This window comes from Streptomyces sp. NPDC002730, assembly GCF_042888805.1.
GTDB lineage: Bacteria > Actinomycetota > Actinomycetes > Streptomycetales > Streptomycetaceae > Streptomyces.
In genome coordinates this window covers 362977-382577 of the sequence record NZ_JBIAQG010000003.1, presented here as the reverse complement: position 1 = coordinate 382577, position 19601 = coordinate 362977, and the positions used below count along the sequence as shown (strand labels likewise).

At 66.3% G+C, this 19601-nt stretch carries 20 protein-coding genes, 1 tRNA gene and 2 pseudogenes; 7 read left to right on the top strand and 16 right to left on the bottom strand.

Features of this window, described 5'->3' with window-relative positions:
- Positions 1–46: 46 nt before the first annotated feature.
- The 4 genes from ACFYXH_RS10030 to ACFYXH_RS10015 form a co-directional block, all read right to left on the bottom strand.
- Positions 47–583: a hypothetical protein gene (locus ACFYXH_RS10030; protein WP_389561597.1), complete on the bottom strand. Its 537-nt coding sequence runs from the start codon at positions 581–583 to the stop codon at positions 47–49.
- Entirely contained in the window at positions 573–965 is a 393-nt protein-coding gene (locus ACFYXH_RS10025; protein WP_389561596.1) for a carboxymuconolactone decarboxylase family protein, read from the bottom strand. The genes ACFYXH_RS10030 and ACFYXH_RS10025 overlap by 11 nt, the downstream gene beginning before the upstream one ends.
- A 340-nt stretch (positions 966–1305) precedes the next feature.
- Positions 1306–1818, bottom strand: a complete 513-nt coding sequence (locus tag ACFYXH_RS10020) for an aromatic-ring-hydroxylating dioxygenase subunit beta (protein ID WP_389561595.1) — start codon at positions 1816–1818, stop codon at positions 1306–1308.
- Positions 1815–3134 carry an aromatic ring-hydroxylating dioxygenase subunit alpha gene (locus ACFYXH_RS10015; protein WP_389561594.1) on the bottom strand — a complete coding sequence of 440 codons (1320 nt, stop codon included), beginning with the start codon at positions 3132–3134 and terminating at the stop codon, positions 1815–1817. The genes ACFYXH_RS10020 and ACFYXH_RS10015 overlap by 4 nt, the downstream gene beginning before the upstream one ends.
- Before the next feature lie 599 nt (positions 3135–3733).
- Here ACFYXH_RS10015 and ACFYXH_RS10010 point away from each other — a divergent pair.
- Positions 3734–4995, top strand: a pseudogene (locus ACFYXH_RS10010) (DDE-type integrase/transposase/recombinase).
- Between the two features lie 164 nt (positions 4996–5159).
- The gene (locus ACFYXH_RS10005) at positions 5160–5540 is read left to right on the top strand and encodes a response regulator transcription factor (RefSeq protein ID WP_389561593.1); all 381 of its coding nucleotides are present in this window, start codon (positions 5160–5162) and stop codon (positions 5538–5540) included.
- A gap of 244 nt (positions 5541–5784) precedes the next feature.
- On the opposite strand, the gene ACFYXH_RS10000 is transcribed toward ACFYXH_RS10005, so the two are convergent.
- The 11 genes from ACFYXH_RS10000 to ACFYXH_RS09950 all read right to left on the bottom strand — a co-directional run bounded on the left by ACFYXH_RS10000 (position 5785) and on the right by ACFYXH_RS09950 (position 16132).
- Positions 5785–6660: a class I SAM-dependent methyltransferase gene (locus ACFYXH_RS10000; protein ID WP_389561592.1), complete on the bottom strand. Its 876-nt coding sequence runs from the start codon at positions 6658–6660 to the stop codon at positions 5785–5787.
- Positions 6661–6665: 5 nt separating this feature from the next.
- The gene (locus ACFYXH_RS09995) at positions 6666–7445 is read right to left on the bottom strand and encodes an alpha/beta fold hydrolase (protein WP_389561591.1); all 780 of its coding nucleotides are present in this window, start codon (positions 7443–7445) and stop codon (positions 6666–6668) included.
- On the bottom strand, positions 7442–8101 hold the full coding sequence (locus tag ACFYXH_RS09990; protein ID WP_389561590.1) for a LysR family transcriptional regulator substrate-binding protein: 660 nt from the start codon (positions 8099–8101) through the stop codon (positions 7442–7444). The genes ACFYXH_RS09995 and ACFYXH_RS09990 overlap by 4 nt, the downstream gene beginning before the upstream one ends.
- Positions 8102–8103: 2 nt before the next feature.
- Complete coding sequence (locus ACFYXH_RS09985; protein ID WP_389561589.1) at positions 8104–8853, bottom strand: DUF6182 family protein; 750 nt, start codon at positions 8851–8853, stop codon at positions 8104–8106.
- The gene (locus ACFYXH_RS09980) at positions 8850–9974 is read right to left on the bottom strand and encodes a hypothetical protein (RefSeq protein WP_389561588.1); all 1125 of its coding nucleotides are present in this window, start codon (positions 9972–9974) and stop codon (positions 8850–8852) included. Before ACFYXH_RS09980 ends, ACFYXH_RS09985 begins: the two co-directional genes overlap by 4 nt.
- Positions 9974–11419 (bottom strand): FAD-dependent oxidoreductase, encoded by a 1446-nt coding sequence (locus ACFYXH_RS09975; protein WP_389561587.1) that lies wholly within the window; start codon positions 11417–11419, stop codon positions 9974–9976. Before ACFYXH_RS09975 ends, ACFYXH_RS09980 begins: the two co-directional genes overlap by 1 nt.
- On the bottom strand, positions 11416–12273 hold the full coding sequence (locus ACFYXH_RS09970; protein ID WP_389561586.1) for an SAM-dependent methyltransferase: 858 nt from the start codon (positions 12271–12273) through the stop codon (positions 11416–11418). Before ACFYXH_RS09970 ends, ACFYXH_RS09975 begins: the two co-directional genes overlap by 4 nt.
- Positions 12274–12299: 26 nt before the next feature.
- A complete protein-coding gene (locus ACFYXH_RS09965) occupies positions 12300–13979 on the bottom strand; it encodes a GH3 auxin-responsive promoter family protein (protein ID WP_389561585.1) in 1680 nt (559 codons plus the stop codon).
- On the bottom strand, positions 13976–14605 hold the full coding sequence (locus ACFYXH_RS09960) for a hypothetical protein (RefSeq protein WP_389561584.1): 630 nt from the start codon (positions 14603–14605) through the stop codon (positions 13976–13978). The genes ACFYXH_RS09965 and ACFYXH_RS09960 overlap by 4 nt, the downstream gene beginning before the upstream one ends.
- A gap of 392 nt (positions 14606–14997) precedes the next feature.
- Positions 14998–15720 (bottom strand): VOC family protein, encoded by a 723-nt coding sequence (locus tag ACFYXH_RS09955; RefSeq protein ID WP_389561583.1) that lies wholly within the window; start codon positions 15718–15720, stop codon positions 14998–15000.
- Positions 15721–15820: 100 nt separating this feature from the next.
- Positions 15821–16132, bottom strand: a complete 312-nt coding sequence (locus tag ACFYXH_RS09950) for a YdhR family protein (protein ID WP_389561582.1) — start codon at positions 16130–16132, stop codon at positions 15821–15823.
- A 125-nt stretch (positions 16133–16257) separates the two neighbouring features.
- On the opposite strand from ACFYXH_RS09950, the gene ACFYXH_RS09945 reads away from it, so the two are divergent.
- From ACFYXH_RS09945 to ACFYXH_RS09930, 4 genes are all read left to right on the top strand, one after another.
- A complete protein-coding gene (locus ACFYXH_RS09945; protein WP_389561581.1) occupies positions 16258–16806 on the top strand; it encodes a TetR/AcrR family transcriptional regulator in 549 nt (182 codons plus the stop codon).
- 85 nt (positions 16807–16891) lie between these two features.
- Positions 16892–17224 carry a hypothetical protein gene (locus ACFYXH_RS09940; protein ID WP_389561580.1) on the top strand — a complete coding sequence of 111 codons (333 nt, stop codon included), beginning with the start codon at positions 16892–16894 and terminating at the stop codon, positions 17222–17224.
- The gene (locus tag ACFYXH_RS09935) at positions 17188–18081 is read left to right on the top strand and encodes a hypothetical protein (RefSeq protein ID WP_389561579.1); all 894 of its coding nucleotides are present in this window, start codon (positions 17188–17190) and stop codon (positions 18079–18081) included. The genes ACFYXH_RS09940 and ACFYXH_RS09935 overlap by 37 nt, the downstream gene beginning before the upstream one ends.
- Before the next feature lie 239 nt (positions 18082–18320).
- A tRNA-Arg gene (locus ACFYXH_RS09930) sits at positions 18321–18396 on the top strand.
- A gap of 66 nt (positions 18397–18462) precedes the next feature.
- Here the strand turns inward: ACFYXH_RS09930 and ACFYXH_RS09925 are convergent.
- Positions 18463–19135, bottom strand: a pseudogene (locus ACFYXH_RS09925) (tyrosine-type recombinase/integrase); the annotation flags it as partial.
- Between the two features lie 194 nt (positions 19136–19329).
- Here ACFYXH_RS09925 and ACFYXH_RS09920 point away from each other — a divergent pair.
- The gene (locus tag ACFYXH_RS09920) at positions 19330–19503 is read left to right on the top strand and encodes a hypothetical protein (protein WP_389561578.1); all 174 of its coding nucleotides are present in this window, start codon (positions 19330–19332) and stop codon (positions 19501–19503) included.
- Positions 19504–19601: the final 98 nt, after the last annotated feature.

Sequence of the window (19601 nt, the reverse complement as noted above, 5' to 3'; positions counted from 1 at the left end):
AAACGCCCCTCTAGGCCGACTGGCGGGAAACTATGCTGCCGTCGGTTCAATCAGCAGCTCGTCCGCGGTGCGGTGACCCGGCCGCGTCCTCCCCTGGAGCGTGAGGATGCTCCGCGCGCCAGGTGCACCCGTCGCCCGCCTGTTCGCACGACACCGTAACGTCCGGTTCCACGTAGCGGGTGGCGATGGCGGAGTTGAGATCCTGGCAGTACCCGCACGGTGACTTGAACGTCAGGACGACGCCGGCGCGGGCAGCCTCTTTGCGGTACCGGAGGATCCCGCAGTCGACGTTACGCAGGACGGTGCCCGAGGGATGAGGCTCAGTGGACACTGCCGAGTCGTACAGCATTAGCTGACGTTGCAGCCGGGTCATGAAGTGATCGGTAGCCGATACCCCGTCGGGCCGTTGCGCTCGCAGCAGTTCCGCGGTGATGCGGGAGTTCGCCTCAATCCATCCGGCCAGGCCTTCTTCGCCGTGCTCTCCCAGGACGAACTCTTCCGCGGCCGCCTGGGCCTCGAAGTACCGCTGGCGCCACAGGTCGACCTTCTCCGCCGGGTCGAGAGGAGACGTTTCACCGGTCATGGTCCGCGTCCTTCCCGGTGACGTTGTCCAACTCGGCGAAGACCTCTTGGGCGACGCGTAGTCCGTTGTTGGCGACCGGCCAGCCGCCGTAGTAGGCGAGCTGAATGATGACTTCGACGATCTTCTCTCGCGACATCCCGAGGTTCAGGGAGGCACCGATGTGGCCCCGCAACTCCCAATCGGTCCGCGCCAGCGCGACCGCGGTCAGTGCGACCAGTTCGCGCTCCTCGAGGCTCAGGTGCGGGCGGGCCCAGATCTCACCGAACAAGTGGTCGACGGTGATCTGCAGGAACTCCGGGTAAGAACCCGGGCGCGGTTCGCGGCCGAAGACCTCCTTGAAGATGGCTACACCCTGCTCGCGCCGGGCAGACGGCTGATTCATCGATCAACTCCTCCATATTGGGGCGAATGGTTGTCAACGTCACGACGTCACGAAGACGAGGACCAGCCCCGGCCCCCTGCCGAGGCGACCGGAACACCCACCCTCTCGGCGGTGATCCCCACGACGACCGGTCCGACGATTCGCATCAACGCGAACAGGCGACGAGCGCTCCGATCTGGGCGGGTCCAGCCCCGAACGTCACCGCGTACACCGGGAGCACCGGGACGACCAGTCCCAGCCGCCGACGACACTGAGGACGTAGACCTCGCGAGGGAGACCCGGCTTGGCTGCGGCGGCGACGGTTGGGAAGCCGCCAGGGCTGGCCGCTGTCATCGGCCCATCACAGGACGATGCTGAGCTTGCCGTGCTCGTACAACGTCTCGTGGTCGAGCACCACGACCCGTCTCCGGATCCGGAACGACTCGCCCTCAGGGACGAGTTCGAACCGATATTTTCCGACGTAAGCGTCGGAGCGCCCGTGCCCGAAGCGGTATGCGACGACATTTGCCGCCACCTCAAGGTAGCTGCCCTCATCAGCCAGGATTTCCACGTTGCTGATCATGCGGTTCGTTCGCGACCGAGGGTCCTCGCACCACACCTCACCATTGAGGATTTGCTCGATCCGCTGGCGAAGCCGGGCAGCATCGTCGTCGATGAGCCCGAGCGCGTCGGCCGACTCGCCGCGGACGTCGGTAGCCGGCACCACGTAGCGGATGTCGTCGGTCAGCATCTCGTCGTACCACTCGGTCAGACGCCACTCGTCGAGCAGCCGAGCCTCACGGAAAAGGAACTGGCCCACCCGGTGCAACAGCCTCACCTGGGCTGCATCGTCGACTATCAGTTCGCTGGTCATTGTTTTTCTGCCCCTTGCAACTCGGCCTGGTGAGCGACCTCGAAGTGACCGTCATCGCCGTGCATCAGCCGGTCCCACTGCCGCCAGAATTCGCGGGCAGGAAGCTCGTCGGTCGTCTCGGGGATCTCCTTGTTCATACCGCGTGAAAGATCCGAGTAGCGCACCGTGCGGTTGCGATAACCTCGCTGGCACGACTCGACGATCTCGATGTCGTCGGGAGTGGCGAAGCCAGCGGGACCGAGGAACGTCAGGTAGTGACTCTTGCGGAGTTCCCGGATATCCGGATCTTCGTCCTTGGGGGCCAGCGCAACCGAGGTGATGGCCATCCGGTCGGCGCCGATCGGGTCAATCTTGCGAATCGTGATCGCAATCGCGTCGATGATCAACAAGTTGGGGAAGATCAGCAACGCGCGATTGGTGCCGGTGATCCGTTCGGCGCGTTCGGCGCCGAACCGGTCGACGAAACGTGCGGCGGTCGCCTCGATTCGCGGCCGGACCTCGGGACCGAACATCGGCGTCCAGTGGGCGAGCGGGCGGGCTGCGGCCGGCGGCAGCTCGTTGGCTCCATGACCCAGGCCGAGGGAGCGGCCGAAGCCACCTCGTCGTCGTGGTGGCACCGACCCGAGCGACTGCATGTAGCTGACGTAACGTTTGTGCAGTGCTCGGAAGTGGTAGATGTCGACGCTGTTCTCCATCATGAGCTTCCAGTTGGCTTGAGCCCCATGGAGTTGCGCGCCTTGGATCACCTCCATTCCGACCTCGGACTGGTCGTCGATCAGATCGAGGTACTCCGTGGCTCCCGCCAGGTACTCGGTCAAGGTGCGCGGCTGCTCCGGATCGAAGGTGACGAAGACAAAACCGCGGTAACTGTCACTACGGTGCTGCGCCAGGCCGAAGTCGGCCTTCCGAAAGTTCGGCCCGTACCCGTCCGGAATCGGAACCCCGACCAGTTCGCCCTGGTTGGAGAACGTCCAGTCGTGATAAGGGCACCGGAACGATTTGGCCTGCCCGGCCGGCTGCGAGCAGATCAGAGCCCCGCGGTGAGTGCAGCTGTTGGCAAACACCCGGATCACCCCGTCGGACCCGCGCGACATGACCACCGGGCGCCCGCCGACGTCGCGTGACACGTAGGAGCCCGGCTGGGGCACCTCCGATTCGTGCCCGAGGTACAACCAGCAGCGATCGAAGATCCTGGCCATCTCCCGTGCGGCCAGGTCGTCGTCGGTGTAGGCGCGGCGATCCACCCGGAACGAGAGGCGCTCTAAATCATCGACGACGATCGGGTCGTCCACCGGCGGCTGCAGTTCGATCGTCACTGCTCCCTCTTTCGCTGTAGTTTCTGGACGGTTCTGACGACCACCTCGGCCGTGCGTGCGGCAGCATCGCCGCACCCCGGCTGCGCGGCGCACACCCGGCCCCCGACGTGTGTCTGACCAAATGCACCAGTGCGGGGATGTAAAACCCAACCACCGGGGGCCGTTCACGACTCTGCAGCCCTCCTAAGTGGTGGGTTGCAACCACGGGCAGATTGTCAGATCGTCAAGTCGGCCGTACATAGGACTTAAGACCCATCGCTGGCTGTCGCTACGCTTCGACGCCCGCCGACAGCCCCATAAGCACGGTTTTTGCCGTCGACGGCCTGGCGGCCGAGCCCTGGGACGGGCTCCGGGATTAGCGCGACGGGAGGCAGCAGAAGACGCAGGGGCATTTGCGTTCTCGGACGGTGAGTCGTTGACCTGGGTTTTCGCGGGGTAGGCGCCCTCTGTGGAGGCCGCGGAAGCGGGTGAGGCCGCATCAGTGATCATGGAGTTGCGAAGCTTCACGACACTGAGGAAGACCCTCTCTGCCAAGATCGTGTGAGGCAAGATCTACTCTTCAAATGTTGAGTTGAGGGCGAGCCAGGAGACCCGGCCCGGTGAGTTCCAGCAGCGAGGCACCCGATCCCGAGGTGCCGGCGAAGGCCAGGTCACGAACGTACTCGGCCGCCTATAAAGCCCGGATCCTGCAGGAGTACGAGTCACTCAACAAGGCAGGTAAGGGCGCTCTTCTGCGCCGCGAGGGCCTCTACACGTCGCTGATCGCGGCGTGGCGTTCCCAGCGTGACGCGGGGGCTCGTGAGGCTCTGGCCAAGCCGGTCGGGCGGCCGCCGGCCGATCCGCGAGAGCGCGAGACCGCCCGGCTGCGCCGGGAGAACGAGCGTTTGCAGGCCGAACTGGCGAAGGCTCGGGCGGTGATCGAGGTGCAGGGAAAACTCTCCGCGCTGCTGGGGCAACTCGCGACCGGCAGCCCGAGCAGCGGGAGCGAGCCGACACCATGATCGACGAGGCGATCACCGAGCTGACCGGGCTGCTCGGCTCGGTCCGGGCGGCCTGCGCGGCAGCCGGACGGCCGCAGGCCAGCCACTACCGCCGGCACCGCCAAACCCCGCTGCCGGTACGCACGCCGCGCGAACCCAAGCCGCAGCCGCGGGCGTTGACACCGGCCGAACGCGCCACGCTGCGGTCGCTGCTGAACCATCCGGACCACGTCGACAAGGCCCCGGCGACCGTCTACCACGAACTAATCGACGAGGGCGCCTACGTCGCGTCGGTGTCGACCATGTACCGGGTCCTGCGCGAGCACGGCGAAGTCCGCGAACGGCGCCGGCAGGCCACCCACCCGCCCCGGGTCAAACCGGAACTGGTCGCCACCAGCGCGAACCGGGTCTGGTCGTGGGACATCACCAAGCTGGCCGGGCCGGCGAAGTGGTCGTACTTCCACCTCTACGTGATCATCGACATTTACTCGCGCTACGTCGTCGGCTGGCTCCTGGCCGACCGCGAGAGCAGCGTGCTGGCCGAGAAACTCCTCGCAGACACGATCACCAAGCACCACATCGACCGCAACACGCTGACCATCCACGCCGACAACGGCACCTCGATGGCCTCCAAACCGTTCGACACCATCGAACAGGCCCGCGCCTTCTGTCGCACCTTCTTCACCTGGTACAACACCGCACACCGGCACTCCGGGATCGCCTGGCACACTCCACACGACGTCCACCACGGACACACCGACGCCGTCAACGCCGTCCGCGCCGAGGTCCTGACCGCCGCCTACCAACACCACCCCGAACCCGCCGCCCTGCCCACCGCCGCCTGGATCAACCCACCCAGCCGCGACCAGCAAGAACACTGACTCAAAGATTATTGGGCCAACTGCGTCCAAAATCTTGACAGTTACCATTCTCTCCCGTGTTCGAACTTATGTACAGTCGTTTGGTTACTACCGGGCCTGGGGCCTCCTATCGGAGCCGACCGGGCGCGGGACTGTCCATTCGACCACGGGGCAAGGAGACACGGATGGCTGCGCAAAATAGCGACCGCACACACCCTCTGACCGACCAGCAGACAGATATCCCCGTCGCTCAGGAATCGACGGCGACGCGCCCGCGTCCGCGATTAGCAGAGGCTCGGACCACCCAGGCTCCTCAGGGGAGAGTGACGACCGATCGCGGCGGTGAACCGGCCGGCGAGAAGTCTCCCTCCAGCGCCCTGACACCGCGCCAGCTCGAGGTTCTCGCCCTGCTGACCGACGGCATGACGAACCGCCACATAGCTCGGGCACTCGGTATCACGGAGAAGACCGTCAAGAACCACATGCAAGCGATCTTCGCCCGGCTCAACGTGTCCGATCGGACCCAGGCCGCGGTCTACGCGATTCGGCACTGCCGAGCGGCATGACGGCTGCTGCCCGGCCGTCACCGCGCCGGGCAGCAGTGGCACCATCGATCGTTCCCGGCGTCGCCGGTGGCCGCCAGAGGCTCGGACGGCCGACCCGCTCCCCGCTGTCCGAGACGCCATGCGGTCGCTCTCACCGGACGAACGACCGGCACACGTTCTCACACCAGCCTCTGAGCGCTTTCGTGTTGATGTTCACGCAGGATCTCCACCAGCCGGCCCGCGCGGGGCGGGAGGGCGGAGGGCCTCATCGGACGGCGACCGGCGGGTTGCCCTCGGCTGGCGGGACCAAGCCCACGGCCACAGTGTTGCCCTCGCTGATGTAACCGTCTTGGTGGCTCAGGGGGTTGTCCGCACGGTCCGGGTCCAGGAAGGGCTGCCAGTCTCCCTGGAGCCCCATATCGATGGCCTGCTGAGCGATGCGAGCGCAGGCAAGTGCGTAGAACCGCTGGGCAGCGGGCCGCAGCGGCGCATGATGTTCGATCAGCATCGTCTTCTGCCGTACCGAAACCAGGCCGGCCTCGTCGAGCCAGCGGTGCAGATCGCGAGTGCGCAGCAGCTGGCGGGCGTAGCCGGGCGCGCTGGATGCATGCCGGAAGAAGTCCGTGAACAAGAAGGGGTCCGCGGGACGCGCGGTGATCAGGGAGGCATCAAGATCCTTGACCGCCACAACCCCTCCCGGTCGAACCACGCGGCTGAACTCACGTAGGACCAGGTCGAGTTCATCATCATCGAGGTACTGCGTGGTGTTCGCGCACCAGACTGCATCGAAGGTGTCGTCCCCGTACGGCAGGTTGCGCAGGTCTCCCTGCTGCGCATCGAAGGAGCAGCTGGGCCGGCTGCGGCGCATGCGCTCGGCGGCGAGCGATGCGTTCTCCTCAGCTAGGTCGATGGCCGTCACGTGGCCATGGGAGCCGACCAGGTCGGCCAGCCAGGGCAGGAAGGCGCCGCTGCCGCAGCCGGCGTCCAGCACTCGCCATCCGGCTCGGATATCGGCTTGCTCCAGTGCCGCCCGGTACTGGACCTCGCAGGCCTTGAAGTGGGCTTCAACGATCTCCTCATGAGTGAAACCCAGTCCAGTCGATGCGGCGTACCCCCAAGAGGCATGGTCTTTCGTCGGCATGCGCGTTACCTCTTCCGGTCCGCTGTCGCGGCGTCGTCGAGCAGTGTGGTGAGCAGGTCCGTGACGTAGTCCGGTGCCTCCAGCGGCTGGAGATGCCCGGCACCCGGTACGGTGATGAGCCGCCCTCTTGGCAGAGCGTCGGCCGTGCTCATCGCCTCCTCCAAGGCGACGAGTTCGTCCTCCTCGCCGGTGACGACTACGGCAGGCACGTCGGTGCTCCGCAGAACGGGGAGCGAGTCGGGACGTGCCGCGATGGCACGCTGCGCCCAGGCCACCGCCTCGGGCGCGGCAGCCTTCGTCATCGTCATGATCTGGTCGACCAGGTCGGGGCGCCGAGCCCTGGTAGTGGCGCCAAGGAGGAGCGGTGTAGTGCGAGCTACAACGTGATCGCGGGTGGCGTCGTCGAGCATCAGATCGGCGAACTTTAGACGTTCAGCGGCTGCTTGGGGGCGGTCAGCGCCGGCTCGGGCGGCGAACAATGCGAGGGCACGGACGCGGTGGGGATAGCGCCGCAGGAAGGCCATCGCTGCGTAGCCGCCCATGGAGCATCCGACGAGCGTTACCTGGTCGATGCCGCGCTCATCGAGGAGTACGGCGAGGTCGTCGGCCACAGTATCGAGGGAGGGCTGCGCAGTTCCCAGCGGCACGGTGCCGAATCCGCGCTGGTCGGGGGTGATGACCGTGTGCCCGCGTGCTCGCAGCGCCGCTGCCTGTTCCTGCCACATGGCAGAGCTCAGCGGCAGGGCGTGCAGCAGGACGACGGGAACGTCTTGGCGACGCTTCATCGCCCGGCCCCCTCGTCGACTGCACTCCGCTCCGCATCGGCGACAAGGGTGGCTGCCCGCGGGGACAGCGCCACATCACGCAGCCAGGCGAGCGTCACGGGTGCGGGCGGCAGGTCGTGGACCGGAACGGCCTTGATGTGGGGTGGCAGGATCGATTCCAGTGACTGGAACGACACATGGACGGCCTTTGTGCGGGCGAGTACCTCGATCATCGCCTCCACCGTCGTCATGGGGTGGACGCGGCGGATCAGAGTTCCGCCGGGGGTGCGTGGCGGCACCACCTTGTCCCAGACATACGGAGGAAAGTCCCCCGGACAGCGGAAGGCATCGTATTGCGCGGCCTCCTCGACCGACACGGTCTTTCGCTCGGCGAGCGGGTGGTCGGCGGAGACAATCAGAGCTCGGCCGTCGAAGCTCACGGGCTGACTGACGGCGATGTCCGGTTCCTGCAGTCCGTATTTGACGATCATGATCTCCAGGGAACGGTCCCGCAGCGGGCCGAACGGGTCGGCGACGTCGTACGGGACGAACTCGACCTCCTGCGGCCCATGGCCCGCAGCGGTGATGATGCGGGTAGCCAGGTGCGGCGAGCCGTGGATGCCGAAACGCAGGGGTCGCGTGGCGTCAGGTGTTGCAGCGGTACGGGGGGCGGGCATCTTCAGATCTCCTCGGTCAGTCCGGCGTAGGCACGGAGCTCGTGGGGCCGGTGGGTGTCGGTGTCGACGCGCAGCGCGGCGAACTGCATGGCAAGGCCGGCCAGGCGCGGCACGGAACGCAGGGTCAGCCGGTCACCCGGCTGGATCAGCCCGTCCAACACGGCTTCGGCGAGTAGGTGGTTGACCTGGATGAGTACGTCGGAGACAGTCACCCCCGCGGTGGCGATGTACAGGTCGCGGTGGATCGGATGGCAACCGGCGGACCTTTCACCGACAGGCACAGGTATCGCCACGGTGGTCGGGGCCCAAGCGGGCAACTCCCGTGTGCCGTCGAACGACTTGAGCAACCGGCGCAGTGCGGCAGTGGCCTCGTCCGGAGCGGGCCCGATCCAGGCCGTCGACCCGTCGTCGGCAATGTGGTCGAAGGTGAATCTCTCCTTGAGGTTATTCGGCCAGCCCGCCAGGAAGAGGGTGCGGGTGAACGAGCGTTGCCACGGTCCGGTCCGGCCCGCCGGCACCGACAGGGCGAAGCGGCAGGTCTCCTGCACCCAGTTCGGAAGGGAGAAGCGGCCGACAACCATGACAACGGCAGCACCGTCGTGCGGCCCGTCCGCCTCCCCGCCTGCGAGGGTGGCCTTGGCCCTGCGAAACGCCTCGGAGGTGGACAGGTCGAGGTGCGCAGCCAGCTCGGGCCGCGTTACCCGCAGCCGCTCGGCGGCCACGGTGAGCAAGAGATCAGGGCTGAGCGTCATAGGAACACCGTGCTGAGCAGGGCTCGGCCGGGAGCGCGGTTTCCCCGGCCGAGCAGAGACGAGGTGAGTCGGTACGGGTCGATGTGGGTGTGGCCGCGCCGATGCCTGTCCAACAGCCCGAACAGGGCATCTCGGTCGCCCTTTGGCGCTTCTTCCGCCGAGCTCAGCAGCTTCTCGGCGCGGCTCAGGCTCTTGCGGAGCAAATCGAACCGGAAGGACTCCTGCTGGCCGGGCCCGAGTCCGGCGATGAAGTACAGACGCATACCGAGCCGTAGCGCCGCAGGATCGTGGTCGTCGCCGACGGAGCGCAGAAATGCGCTCACCGTGTGGTCGTGCCAGCCACCCTGCCGAGCAGAGGTGATCTTCCCGTCGATCGGCACCCTGCCTATGGGGACCCGATGCACGATGGTTCCTTTGTGGGTCAGAACCCGTTCCAGGAGCTGATAGTCGGGGTCGAGCTCACGGTCGTAGAGCAGCACGACTTCGTCGTACTCGGGTGCGAGCGGCAGCAGTTCGCGCAACGCGCACGCAAGGTAGTTGGGGCGCCCGTTAGCAGCAACTATCTGCCGCAGGGGCAGGCCGAATCGGGTGGCATCGAGATAAACCGGGCCGCCCAAGTCCCGCTGGTCCAGACCCAGCTCCTCCGCGACCAATTCGTCGACCATCTCGTGGAGACCGAGTCCGGGCGGCTGGTGTGCCAGCAATCCGGGATCGTGCAGGCCGAGCCGTTCGTAGTGGCCGGCCCACAGGCGCAGGACGCGGGCCCCCGCCGGGTGGACATAGTCGGTGTGCTCGACGGCCTCGGCGTAGGGGGCCATCTTGACCGAGGGCACCGCCCCCTCGGCCCGGTAGCGCACGTACAGCTCACCGATCTCCTCCTCCGAGAGGCAGGAGTAGTCGGTGTCACCCCGGGTTCGGTCAAGGAACTCCCAGAAGCCCAGAGTCTGTTCGGTCGGGTGGTACGTCGTGTGGCTGTAGCGGTAGGTCACATCGGCCACTTGAGCCGTGGCACGGTACATCACGTCTGCCCAGAGCAAGCCTTTGAGATGGCTCGGAGTCAACGGCTTGGACGGCGTGACGGTTATCGGAGCCAGCAGTACTTTCCGGCGGGTGGCGCCCATCAGCCCTCCCTCCCGGTTGTGATGGCCTCCAGCAGTTCCTGCCGGGTCGGCGGCCGGGGGCCGAGCGGGACACGGTCGGCGGGGGCGGCACGCACCCTGTCCTGGAGTGCGGCACTGTCGAGAATCTTCGCAGGGGTGTCGAGGCCCATCAGGACGCGCAGGAGGCCGCGCCAGACCGTGGAGTCAACTCCGGCGGCTCGGGCCACGTCCGCCATGGAGGGGCGGCCCGGAACCGCGGGCAGCACCGGAGACGGTGCGACTCCCTCGGCGCGGGCCCGCCACAGCCCGCCGTATGCCCGGCTGTCGTGGACGGCCTGCTCGTACCACGGGCGATGGACCTCCTCGGCCAGTTGCACGGCGTTCTCGCTCTGGTACTCCCCTACCGTCGGATGAGTATCGAGGAGATCGGCCAGCTGGAAGGCGTGCTGCAGGGAGAGCGACATGCCGCGGCCAAAGAGCGGGTCGGTGACACAGGCAGCATCACCGACGGCGAACAGCCCAGCAATCTGTCGCTGCCCGCGGCGGGCCGTGGACCTCAGGATATTGGGCGGCATGGTGATGGCGCGTACGTCCGCCAGCGGCGTCGCAGTCCCCTCCTCAATCCATGCCGCCACGTAAGGGGACATCTGAGCAGCGGCGGTAAAGGCGGCGGGTTCGCGCAGAATTGTGGTGGCTGGGTCAGAGGTCAGAGCCCCTACAGCGATGGCAAAGGTGCCGTTGTCGGCAGGGTGCACAACCGCCGCGTAGTGGTCCCAGATACCTCCCGCTGCGTTGCCCCGGTTGAGCGGCCCTGGCCAGTCGTCTCCTGGCGAATTCAGTCGGTAGAACCGGGTGAAACAGCGTAGCTGCGTGGTGCCGACCAGGTCTTCGCCGATCGGAACTCTTGATTCCCTAAGCCAGGTCAGGGCCGCCGCTTTCCAGCCGGTGGCATCCACCACGAACTGCGCGGGCACCCGTTCGCCCCGATCCGTCACCACACCGGCGACGCGGGACCGGGCCGGGTCCAGGAGCAGCCCCCGCACCGCGGTTCCGTGGTCGAAAGTCACCCCGGGAAGGGCACGCACAGCACGGTAGAGCAGCAACTCGAGGAAGGGACGTCGGACGGCTAGAGCAACTAACTCGTGGTCGTCCGCCTCCTTGTCAAATGTCTCCGTGGGCGCCGCCCTGGTGAGGTCGAGAAGCCGTGCTCCTTCCTCTTGGGCGGCCTCCAGCAGGTGCGGGGCCCGTTGGCGCAGCACACGCACCCCGAGCGAAGTGAGGATGTGCGAGTGGTCGCTTTGCGGGACGGTGGGGCGCAGCCAGAGTTCAGCCGCTTTGTCGACCGGGCCTTCAGGCGGCGGAGCCGAGCGCTCCAGGATCCGTACCGGAAAGCCTCGTTCAGCAAGCGCCAGAGCCGTGGCAAGACCAGCAATACTCCCACCCACGACCACAGCCGGCCTGGTCATCGGCGTGTCCCATGGACGAAGAAGACCCGGCGGACATCCTTGACGTCGCGCGGCGGGACCGGGTCCGGCCAGCGGCCGAAGTCCGCATCCGGCTCGCCGGGCTGCGTGGCCTCGACGCTGAACCCATAGCGGTCGAAAAGGTCCTCGGGCTCATCAGTGCCGAAGAGCCACGGGCAGCCCCAGTTGGCGAAGACGTCAAGCAGTCCCCGCATGTGCGGCAGGCTCAGGGCGGCAGCGTTGACCAGATCGGCTGCTATCCGGCTTCCTGGCGCCGTGATGGCGGCAACCCGCTCCAGCATGCGGTGTGTGTCCGGTTCGGGGATGTAATAGAGGAGCCCTTCGAGCAGCCATGTGGACGGCAGCGTCGGGTCATATCCGGCGTCGACCAACTGGCTCTCCCAGTTGTCGGCAGTGAGGTCCACGGCCACCGACTGGTGGGCCACGCGCGGGGCGACTCCCTGGAGTCGCCCGCTCTTGAAGTCCAGGACGGCCGGCCGGTCGACCTCGAAATAGCGTATGTGGTCGGGCCAGGACATCCGGTAAGCCCGGGAGTCCATGCCCGAAGGAGCCAGCACGATCTGGCTCATCTGCCGGTCCTGCGCCGCGCCCACGAGGAAGTCGTCGAAGAACCGAGTGCGGATTGCGTTGTAGTCGGGGGTGCTTGGAAGGGACCGGGGCCGGTCGGGCGGAAAGGTCACTGCGCGCACCTCAGCAAGCAGCTGCGGCCCGGCCTCTCCGGCGAGCCTGGCCGCGTAGGGGTCCTCGTACAGGCGATCCTCACGCAGGGTTTCAGCGGCGCGCAAGGCGGCGGTGAGTAATGCAGTCCGCTCCACCGGGTCCAGAAGGTCGGTCATCGAAGTTCCTCGTTTCTCGATACGGGTCAGGCCGGTGTCGTGCCGGTCAGGCGCTGCCACAGGAGGTCGTCCTGCCTGAAGAGCCGGTCCTTGACCTGAGTCGGGCGGATCCCGCTCCCTACCGCGGCGTGCCAGTCCTGGTGGAAGGCAGTGGGGTCGAGGAGCTGGAGTGCAGGGGCGGAGAGCCGACGGTCCGTACGGGCTCGCCGATAGTCGGCAGATTCCCGCTGCAGAGCGGCGTCCAGCAGAACTGCGAAGCGGCTGGACTCGGCGTCCTGCCAGGAGGTGTGTGGGGCCACTGCGAAGACGTAGTGCGAGGCCCCCGTCTGACGTTCGACCCGGCAGGCGACGTTGGAGATACCAAGGCCGGTGGCGTCGAGGGCAGTTCGCAAGGCCCGGACGACCTGAGACTCGCGCAGCCGCTCACCGACCGCGTCGGAACGATTGGCCCGGCCTGCGTACGCCACCCGCGGCACTCCGTCGACCAGGTCCTCGACCCGGATGACATCGCCGACGGCGTACCGGTAAAGCCCGCCGACATGGCTGAAGATCACGTGGTACTCACGCCCGACCTCCAGTTCGTGCGGCAGCAGGGTCTGGGTATCGGGCGCGAGATCGGCATCGGCGTCCACAAACTCGTAAACGGCCGCCGACACAACGAGACTCCCGGCAGAGCCGTGGCGGTCCAGTGGCACCCCGACCGGCCCCTCGGACGCCGCGACCGGCGCGGGCAGGGCCGCCACACCGGCACCGAACCGCGCACGCAGTGCGGGCAGGTAGAGGGACGCCACACCCGTCGTCCAACCAAACAGCGCACGGATTCGGGGCCATACATGGGCCGGATCCACGACACCGAAGTAGGCGGCAAGCTGTTCCAGTTCGGCCGCCCGGTGCGGATCGGGGCTTCCGTACGGAACGCCCCCCAGGGTGCCGTCCCGCACGTCTCGGACGATCCGGTCCCACCACAGATTGAGCTGATACGGGACGGCCGCGATCATGGCCGGGTTGATCCCGATGAGACAGCGCACATCGCTCTGCACCGCCAGCCGCAGTCTCAAGTACATCTTCTCCAGATGGTCGTCAGGCGCGACATCCACCGGGAGAGTGGCCCAGGGGGCTGCGGTGCCGAGTTCGGCCGAGAGCGGCTCACCGAACTTCTCACCGAAGTCGACCTGGCTGGCGCCGACATGAGGCTGCCCGCCAGCCGTCGTGGGAGGTGCGGAGAGCGGGTCGTGCTTGAGGTTGAGAACCGCGTCGGGCCGCTGCGCAACGTCGGGAAAGTTCTCGATCAGGGGCGCCCAGGCCGCGTAATAGAAAGGGAAGAAGGTGGTACTCATGAACCGCGGGGTGATGGGGATCTTCTTGTGGGCGCCGGTGCTGCCGCTGCTGGTGAAGTACACGACCGGCCGGTCGGCAGTCAGAAGGTTCGGCTCACCCGCCGCCGTGCGCTCGATCAGCGGCGCGTGGGCGGCGTAATCCTGAATGGGAACGGCTTTGCGGAAGTCGTCGATGTCACGTATTCGGTCGAAGCCATACCGCTTGCCGAACTCGGTTCCCGAGTTGAAGTCGACGAGGTCGGCGAGAACACGCTGCTGCTGCCCTCGCATCTCGGTGAGCGCCTCACCGAGCCGAGCGCGTTCGGCAAATACCCGCTGCCGGTAGCGGTCCAGATGCCCGGGGGCTGCCCAGCCCATGCGTGCAGTCACGAAGTAAGCACCTCCACCACCGCGTCGGCCGCGCAGGCCACACTGGGCTGTTCCTCGATGATCGTCACTGGTAATTCCCTTACCTCTTCCAGCATCAGTTTGCGAAGGCTCTCTTGGTAATCCTCAAAACCCAGCCATTCGGGGAACTCACCGAAGTACTCCAGAGCGTTGAGCCGCGCTCCATTGCCCGAACGCCGCCACGCGGACCTGGGCGAGACGTCCATGTAGACCACGGCGCACGGCTGCGGGAACGAGCGCCACCAGGCGTACATGGGGTTCTCCTCGACCCCGGCTAGCCGGCACTTCGCGAGGATCTTGTAGTAGTAGGAGTCCACCACCACGGGAACGTCGTCGTCCTGACGCTGGATCTCGTCCTTTAGATGGATCACGGCCGTCTGGAGGAGACTGGCCATGAAATCAGCGGAGTACGCCGTTCCAAGATTTGGCAGGATTTCCCCGACCACATCGTGCCGTAGTCGAGTGACAAGCCCGTGCTCAGGCCTGACGAATGCATCGTCCGTGGAAAGCGTCCGCCATGTCGGCAGCCGGTGCTCAACCTCCGCCATCACCGAGGACTTGCCGGCACCGTCCGGGCCAAGCAGGACATAGAATGGCCTGTCATTCATCGACGCCTCCCCCGCTGGGCACATTCCGATGAATTCGACAATCTGGGCCAACAAAGTCGTATCCAGTCGGCGCCAAAGAATGGGCCGTCTCGCGGCCGATATAGGAACTGGTTCCGATGATGAGGCTGTAACCTGGGCATAGGTGTCCCTAGAGCTTTCATATAGAGATGGGGTGCGTCGTGCACGAATCGAGGGTCAATCACTGATCGGTTCCGTGTCCGCCGACCTGTCAGGCCCGAAAGGTTACCTCAATGCGGGCCGTGGTCCCCAGATTTCAGGCGGAAATCTCGCCATAAGCGGCGAGCAGGACGGCCGGGTCGGGGCCTTCGAGGACCACCGGCTTACAACTTGGTGCGCGATTGCCTGGGGTAACGCGTTCGGGCGGAGCGGGGCTATCGGGCGTGCTGGGTAAGGCCGAACAGAACGCCGGTGGGATCGCGCAAGACCACGTCTCCGTTGGAGTCCTGGCGCACTTCGGTCGCACCGAACTGTCGGGCCCGTTTGGCGTCGGCATGGGGTCTGTTGCTGGCGAAACTGACCAGCCAGAGTGATCGCTGCGCCGTTGGTTTCGCTGGCGGCGGCCCGGTGGTGGCGATGGAGTTGTCCGGCAACCGGAACTCGGCGTGCTGGGGGTTGGAGTTCCAGTGCAGTGCTGGTCGGTAGAAGGCGGCGGCATGCGCGCAGTGGTCGGTGAGAAGGCTGATGCCGGCGAAGGTACCCGGTTCGTGGTTCAGTTGCATGCCGGCATGGGTGCCGGGCTGCCAGAGTGACAGTGGTGCGCCGACGGGGTCGAGCGTGACGGCGGCGTGGCCGAGCGTCCCGACCCGGGTGGGTGCCACGATGATCTGGGCGCCCAGGTTCGTGAAGCGGGTGGCGGTGGCTTGGATGTCCTGCACGGTGACGTTGGTCGTCCAGTAGGGTGCGCCGGCGTCCTCGGCTGGCCCCAGGGCGGCGACGAGATGTCCGCGCAGCGTGCAGAGCCGGTAGCCGTTGGAGTCCGGTTGGGCGACGGTCCAGCCGAACAGCGCGGTGTAGAACGCCGTCGTCGTCTCCATGTCGGGGGTGCCGAGGTCGATCCAGCTCACGGTGTTCTCGGGGTGCTGCGTGATGTTCATCGAGATGACTTTCCGTTGAGGCCGCCTCGCCCCGGCAGTGGAGCGAGGCGGTGTTCAGAGCCGACTCGGCGGCGACGTGCGGTCGCGGCAACCTGTGGTGTCAGGTGTAGTAGGGCGAGTTCAGGTCGATACTGGCGTCTTTGACGATGTCGCCGTCGAACAGTCGTGTCGTTGCCGCGGCTCCGGCCCGGCGGGCTTCTTCGGCGAAGGGGCCCTGAGCGAAGGCCAGGGCGTTCTCGGTGCTCTCGAACTCGTAGAAGCCACCGACGGTGTGCGTTCCGATGCCGGACAGCCACGTCTTGCGGATCAGGCCTGGCGCGGTCTTCAGCGCCGCGTTGATCTGGTGCCAGTCGAACTGCTCGAACGGCACTGCCGCCTGGATTTCGGTGTAGAGAAATGTCTTGCCCATCACGAACCTCCGGTTTCGGGGGCTGTCCAGTCCACGCTACTAGTACGTGCGTCCTAGTGATGTGAGCATGGACTAGGATGGCCGTACTAGTCAAGGGGGTCGCGATGGCCGCGGACACAAAGTCCCGCATGATCAGCGCAGCAATCGGACTGCTGCAGCGCCACGGCCTGGCCGTGATGTCCTTCACCGACGTCCTGGCCGAGAGCGGTGCCGCGCGGGGAGCGATCTATCACCATTTCCCAGGCGGTAAACAGCAACTCGCGCTCGAAGCCGCCCGCCGCAACGCAGAAGACGTCCGCAGTCACCTGCACGAACTGCCGGCCCGCTCGCCACGCGAAGTCGTGGAGGCGTTCCTTGGCAGCGTGCGCCCCGTGGTGCAGGCGTCCGCCGGGGGCGGCGGCTGCGCAATCGCGGCGGTCACCGTCGACGGCGGTGCGGCCATTGCCGACCAGAGCAGCCTGCGCACCGTCGCAGCCGAAGCGTTCACCGGATGGGTCGGCGAGCTCACCGGAAAACTCACCCACGCCGGAATGAGCTCGTCCCAGGCCGCTGATCTGGCCACCCTCATGATCGTCACACTCGAAGGCGCCCACATCATGTGTCGCGCTGCAGGCAGCATCGCCCCTTTCGACCAAGCCGCTGCGGCCCTGCTCTCCGCCCTCCCGAGCGCGGGTTGACCCACCGGACCACAACCACGTGGCGCGCTGACACGATCAGGCTTCTGCCATGGCATGAACAGGGCCGCGCGGGTTGGGTGTTGCTGTGACGCAACACCTTGGCCGCACGGCCTTGTCCCATCGTGTCTTCACCGGCCTCCAGAGCCGTCGACTCGGTTCGCTGATCGCAGAGTTGGCCGAAGCGTGGATGGCTGCCGAGGAGGGCCGACTGCACGAGCGCCGAGGCCGCAGCCGGTTGCGTGCGGCCGGCGCGGGACCCAATCACCAGCTGGTGTTCACCGACCGGGTCATCGCCACGCTGGTCGTCCTGCGATTCCAGCTCCCGCACGCGGCTCTGGCCCTGCTCTACGGAGTGGACCGCTCCACGATCGCGATGCCACTGTGGCCTGCCCACCTTCCGACCACACCGAATCCGTAACAGAAGACAAAGAGACCGGGGAAATCCGTAACCATCGCGTGGATCCGGACGCAAGCAATACCGTCGAAGGCGGCGGCCGGAAAGTGTACGGAAACAAGTTCCTCTCCATCGCTGTCCGTATGGCGAATTCTCCGCACAGCCGCGTCATCCTGGCGCTGGAATCCGTACGCCACAAGTCACGCGCCAAGGACCCGCACCGCGAAGACGAAGGAAAGGCCACTGTCCGGCTCGTCAAGTACATCAAGAGCAAGGTCCCAGGAGTACGTGCCTTCACCTACGACACCGCACTACGCGGCGTCCACCGCGCACCGCTCATCGCCGAAGGCCTCGTGGTCTTCACACCTCAGCACAGCGGACTCGAACCCCAGCCTCTCCTGAAGTACGAGGACGGGCCCTGCGGGCATGACCTCTACGCGGCGGCGGGACGCATCTGCGAACGCCGCTTCACCGTCGACGGCGAAACCCACTACACACCACTTCCAGTAGGAGAACTTGGATGCCGAAAAGGGCAGCAGAACCGCTTCTATCAGCGCATCGAAATCCCCTGCAAGACCAAGAGCCATCACACGCGAATCCGGGTCGATGAAACCAAAGAGGACCGCGAAATCGACCCCGCCACCAAGCGGCAGCGATTCAACCGAACCGAGCACCTCAGGCAGATCGCACCCGACACCTCCGCCGGAAAGCGGCTGAAAGGGTTCAGGCAGGACAGCGAATCCCAGCACTCTCGATTCGACCAGTCCTATCCCCACAAGCGGGTACCCGCCTACGGCGCCGTCGGAGCCCTCCTCGTCTACCTCGGCTATGCGTGGGTGAGCAACTCCATCGCCCGGGCGCTCGGCAGTCGCCAGGTTTGACCCCTGCCGGCTCGGCTTTGGCAGCCCTCGCGAGCGCCACCACAGCCGAGCCCCGTGCAGCTCCCAGCCCGCACCCTCGGGCGTCACCTTCGCGCTGGCCACCGCTGCAGCGCCACCCGCTACACTGTCGGCGGTGGCACAGCCTTGATCAGCCGCGCCGCTACTGAACTGCCGGATCCCAGTCGCCTGCATTCGTCCACCTTCGGGCGAATTTCAGACACATTTTCCGACAGATCCCGGCCTCCGTAGCTCAGGGGATAGAGCACCGCTCTCCTAAAGCGGGTGTCGCAGGTTCGAATCCTGCCGGGGGCACCAGCCAAAAGGCCCCGGACCGATCATGGTCCGGGGCCTTTTGACGGCAGCATTGACGGCAGTCGTGTCTCAGGCGCCCGGCAGACGGCGCTTGAGCAGGCGGTCCATGTGGCTGATCGCCTCCCGCTGCGTGTCGTGAACGACGTGGGTATAGACGTCCATCGTGATGCTGATCTGGCTGTGACCGAGGATCTCCATGATGACCCTCGGTGCGACGCCGGCCGCCGTCAGCAGAGTGGCGCAGCCGTGGCGGACATCGTGCAGCCGGACGACCCGCAGACTGGCGTCGGCAGCGACCCGAGTGAAAGACCTGTAGACGTTGCGGGGCTCCACCAGTCGGCCGTTCCTCGTCGCGAAGATGTATCCGCCCTCGGACCAAGTGACGCCCGTAGCGGCGAACGTCTCCCGCTGCCGCAGCCGGTGCCAACGCAGCGGTGCGATGCACAGCGTGGGCATCGGGACGACCCTGCGGCGCCGGCTCTTGGGGTCGTCGTCGTAGAGCATGCCCCTGCGGCGCTGAGTCTGGTGACGGACGTGCAGGACCCGGTTGTCCAGGTCCACGTCCGACCAGCGCAGGCCCACCAGCTCACCGCGCCGGAGCCCCATGCAGATGGCCAGTACGAACGCTGCATACAGCGGGTCGCGGCGTGCCGCCTCCAGAAAAGGACAGGGTCTCCTTTAGGGACCACGGGCTGATCTCCCGCTGTTTCACTCGCAGCGGCTCGACCCGGGATGCGACATGCAGCTAGATCCCATCTAGACGCCGAAGGCGTTCGGCGCTCCCTCGCCATGGCGGCCAGCCGCCGCGGTTCCGGCCCCGTCGCGTTCCTCCAGACCCACGGGACCTCGTGCATCCCAGATCGGGGCGCCCCGCAAGGTGGTTTGTCCCTGCTCCTCAAGGGCACTCGGCCAGTGAGACTGCGCGGAGGTACTGAGATGAGTGCTGGAGAGAAAGCCAAGGCAAAGGCCGAACAGGTCGTCGGAAAGACCGTGCGGAAGGCGGCCCACGCGGTGCACAAAGATACCCTCGCAGCAAAGGGCGCCGCCCTCGAAGCACGGGGCAAGATGCGGGGCGAGAAAGAGAGGACCAAGGACTCCTTCAAGCGCTGACAATGTCATGACATTGGGTGACCGTGGTCGGGTGGCAGTGCCGGGCCCGGGCCGTCTCAGGGTGACCGACGACGGGTGCTCACGCTCGACAACGACCA

Excerpts from the sequence above, each read along its gene's own strand:
- ACFYXH_RS09955 (WP_389561583.1), bottom strand. The coding sequence starts at position 15,720 with ATGAACATCACGCAGCACCCCGAGAACACCGTGAGCTGGATCGACCTC.
- ACFYXH_RS09980 (WP_389561588.1), bottom strand. The coding sequence starts at position 9,974 with ATGGGCGCCACCCGCCGGAAAGTACTGCTGGCTCCGATAACCGTCACG.
- ACFYXH_RS10020 (WP_389561595.1), bottom strand. The coding sequence starts at position 1,818 with ATGACCAGCGAACTGATAGTCGACGATGCAGCCCAGGTGAGGCTGTTG.
- ACFYXH_RS10005 (WP_389561593.1), top strand. The coding sequence starts at position 5,160 with ATGGCTGCGCAAAATAGCGACCGCACACACCCTCTGACCGACCAGCAG.
- ACFYXH_RS09995 (WP_389561591.1), bottom strand. The coding sequence starts at position 7,445 with ATGAAGCGTCGCCAAGACGTTCCCGTCGTCCTGCTGCACGCCCTGCCG.
- ACFYXH_RS09970 (WP_389561586.1), bottom strand. The coding sequence starts at position 12,273 with ATGACCGACCTTCTGGACCCGGTGGAGCGGACTGCATTACTCACCGCC.
- ACFYXH_RS09920 (WP_389561578.1), top strand. The coding sequence starts at position 19,330 with ATGAGTGCTGGAGAGAAAGCCAAGGCAAAGGCCGAACAGGTCGTCGGA.
- ACFYXH_RS10030 (WP_389561597.1), bottom strand. The coding sequence starts at position 583 with ATGACCGGTGAAACGTCTCCTCTCGACCCGGCGGAGAAGGTCGACCTG.
- ACFYXH_RS09985 (WP_389561589.1), bottom strand. The coding sequence starts at position 8,853 with ATGACGCTCAGCCCTGATCTCTTGCTCACCGTGGCCGCCGAGCGGCTG.
- ACFYXH_RS09975 (WP_389561587.1), bottom strand. The coding sequence starts at position 11,419 with ATGACCAGGCCGGCTGTGGTCGTGGGTGGGAGTATTGCTGGTCTTGCC.
- ACFYXH_RS09960 (WP_389561584.1), bottom strand. The coding sequence starts at position 14,605 with ATGAATGACAGGCCATTCTATGTCCTGCTTGGCCCGGACGGTGCCGGC.
- ACFYXH_RS09990 (WP_389561590.1), bottom strand. The coding sequence starts at position 8,101 with ATGCCCGCCCCCCGTACCGCTGCAACACCTGACGCCACGCGACCCCTG.
- ACFYXH_RS10000 (WP_389561592.1), bottom strand. The coding sequence starts at position 6,660 with ATGCCGACGAAAGACCATGCCTCTTGGGGGTACGCCGCATCGACTGGA.
- ACFYXH_RS09945 (WP_389561581.1), top strand. The coding sequence starts at position 16,258 with ATGATCAGCGCAGCAATCGGACTGCTGCAGCGCCACGGCCTGGCCGTG.
- ACFYXH_RS10025 (WP_389561596.1), bottom strand. The coding sequence starts at position 965 with ATGAATCAGCCGTCTGCCCGGCGCGAGCAGGGTGTAGCCATCTTCAAG.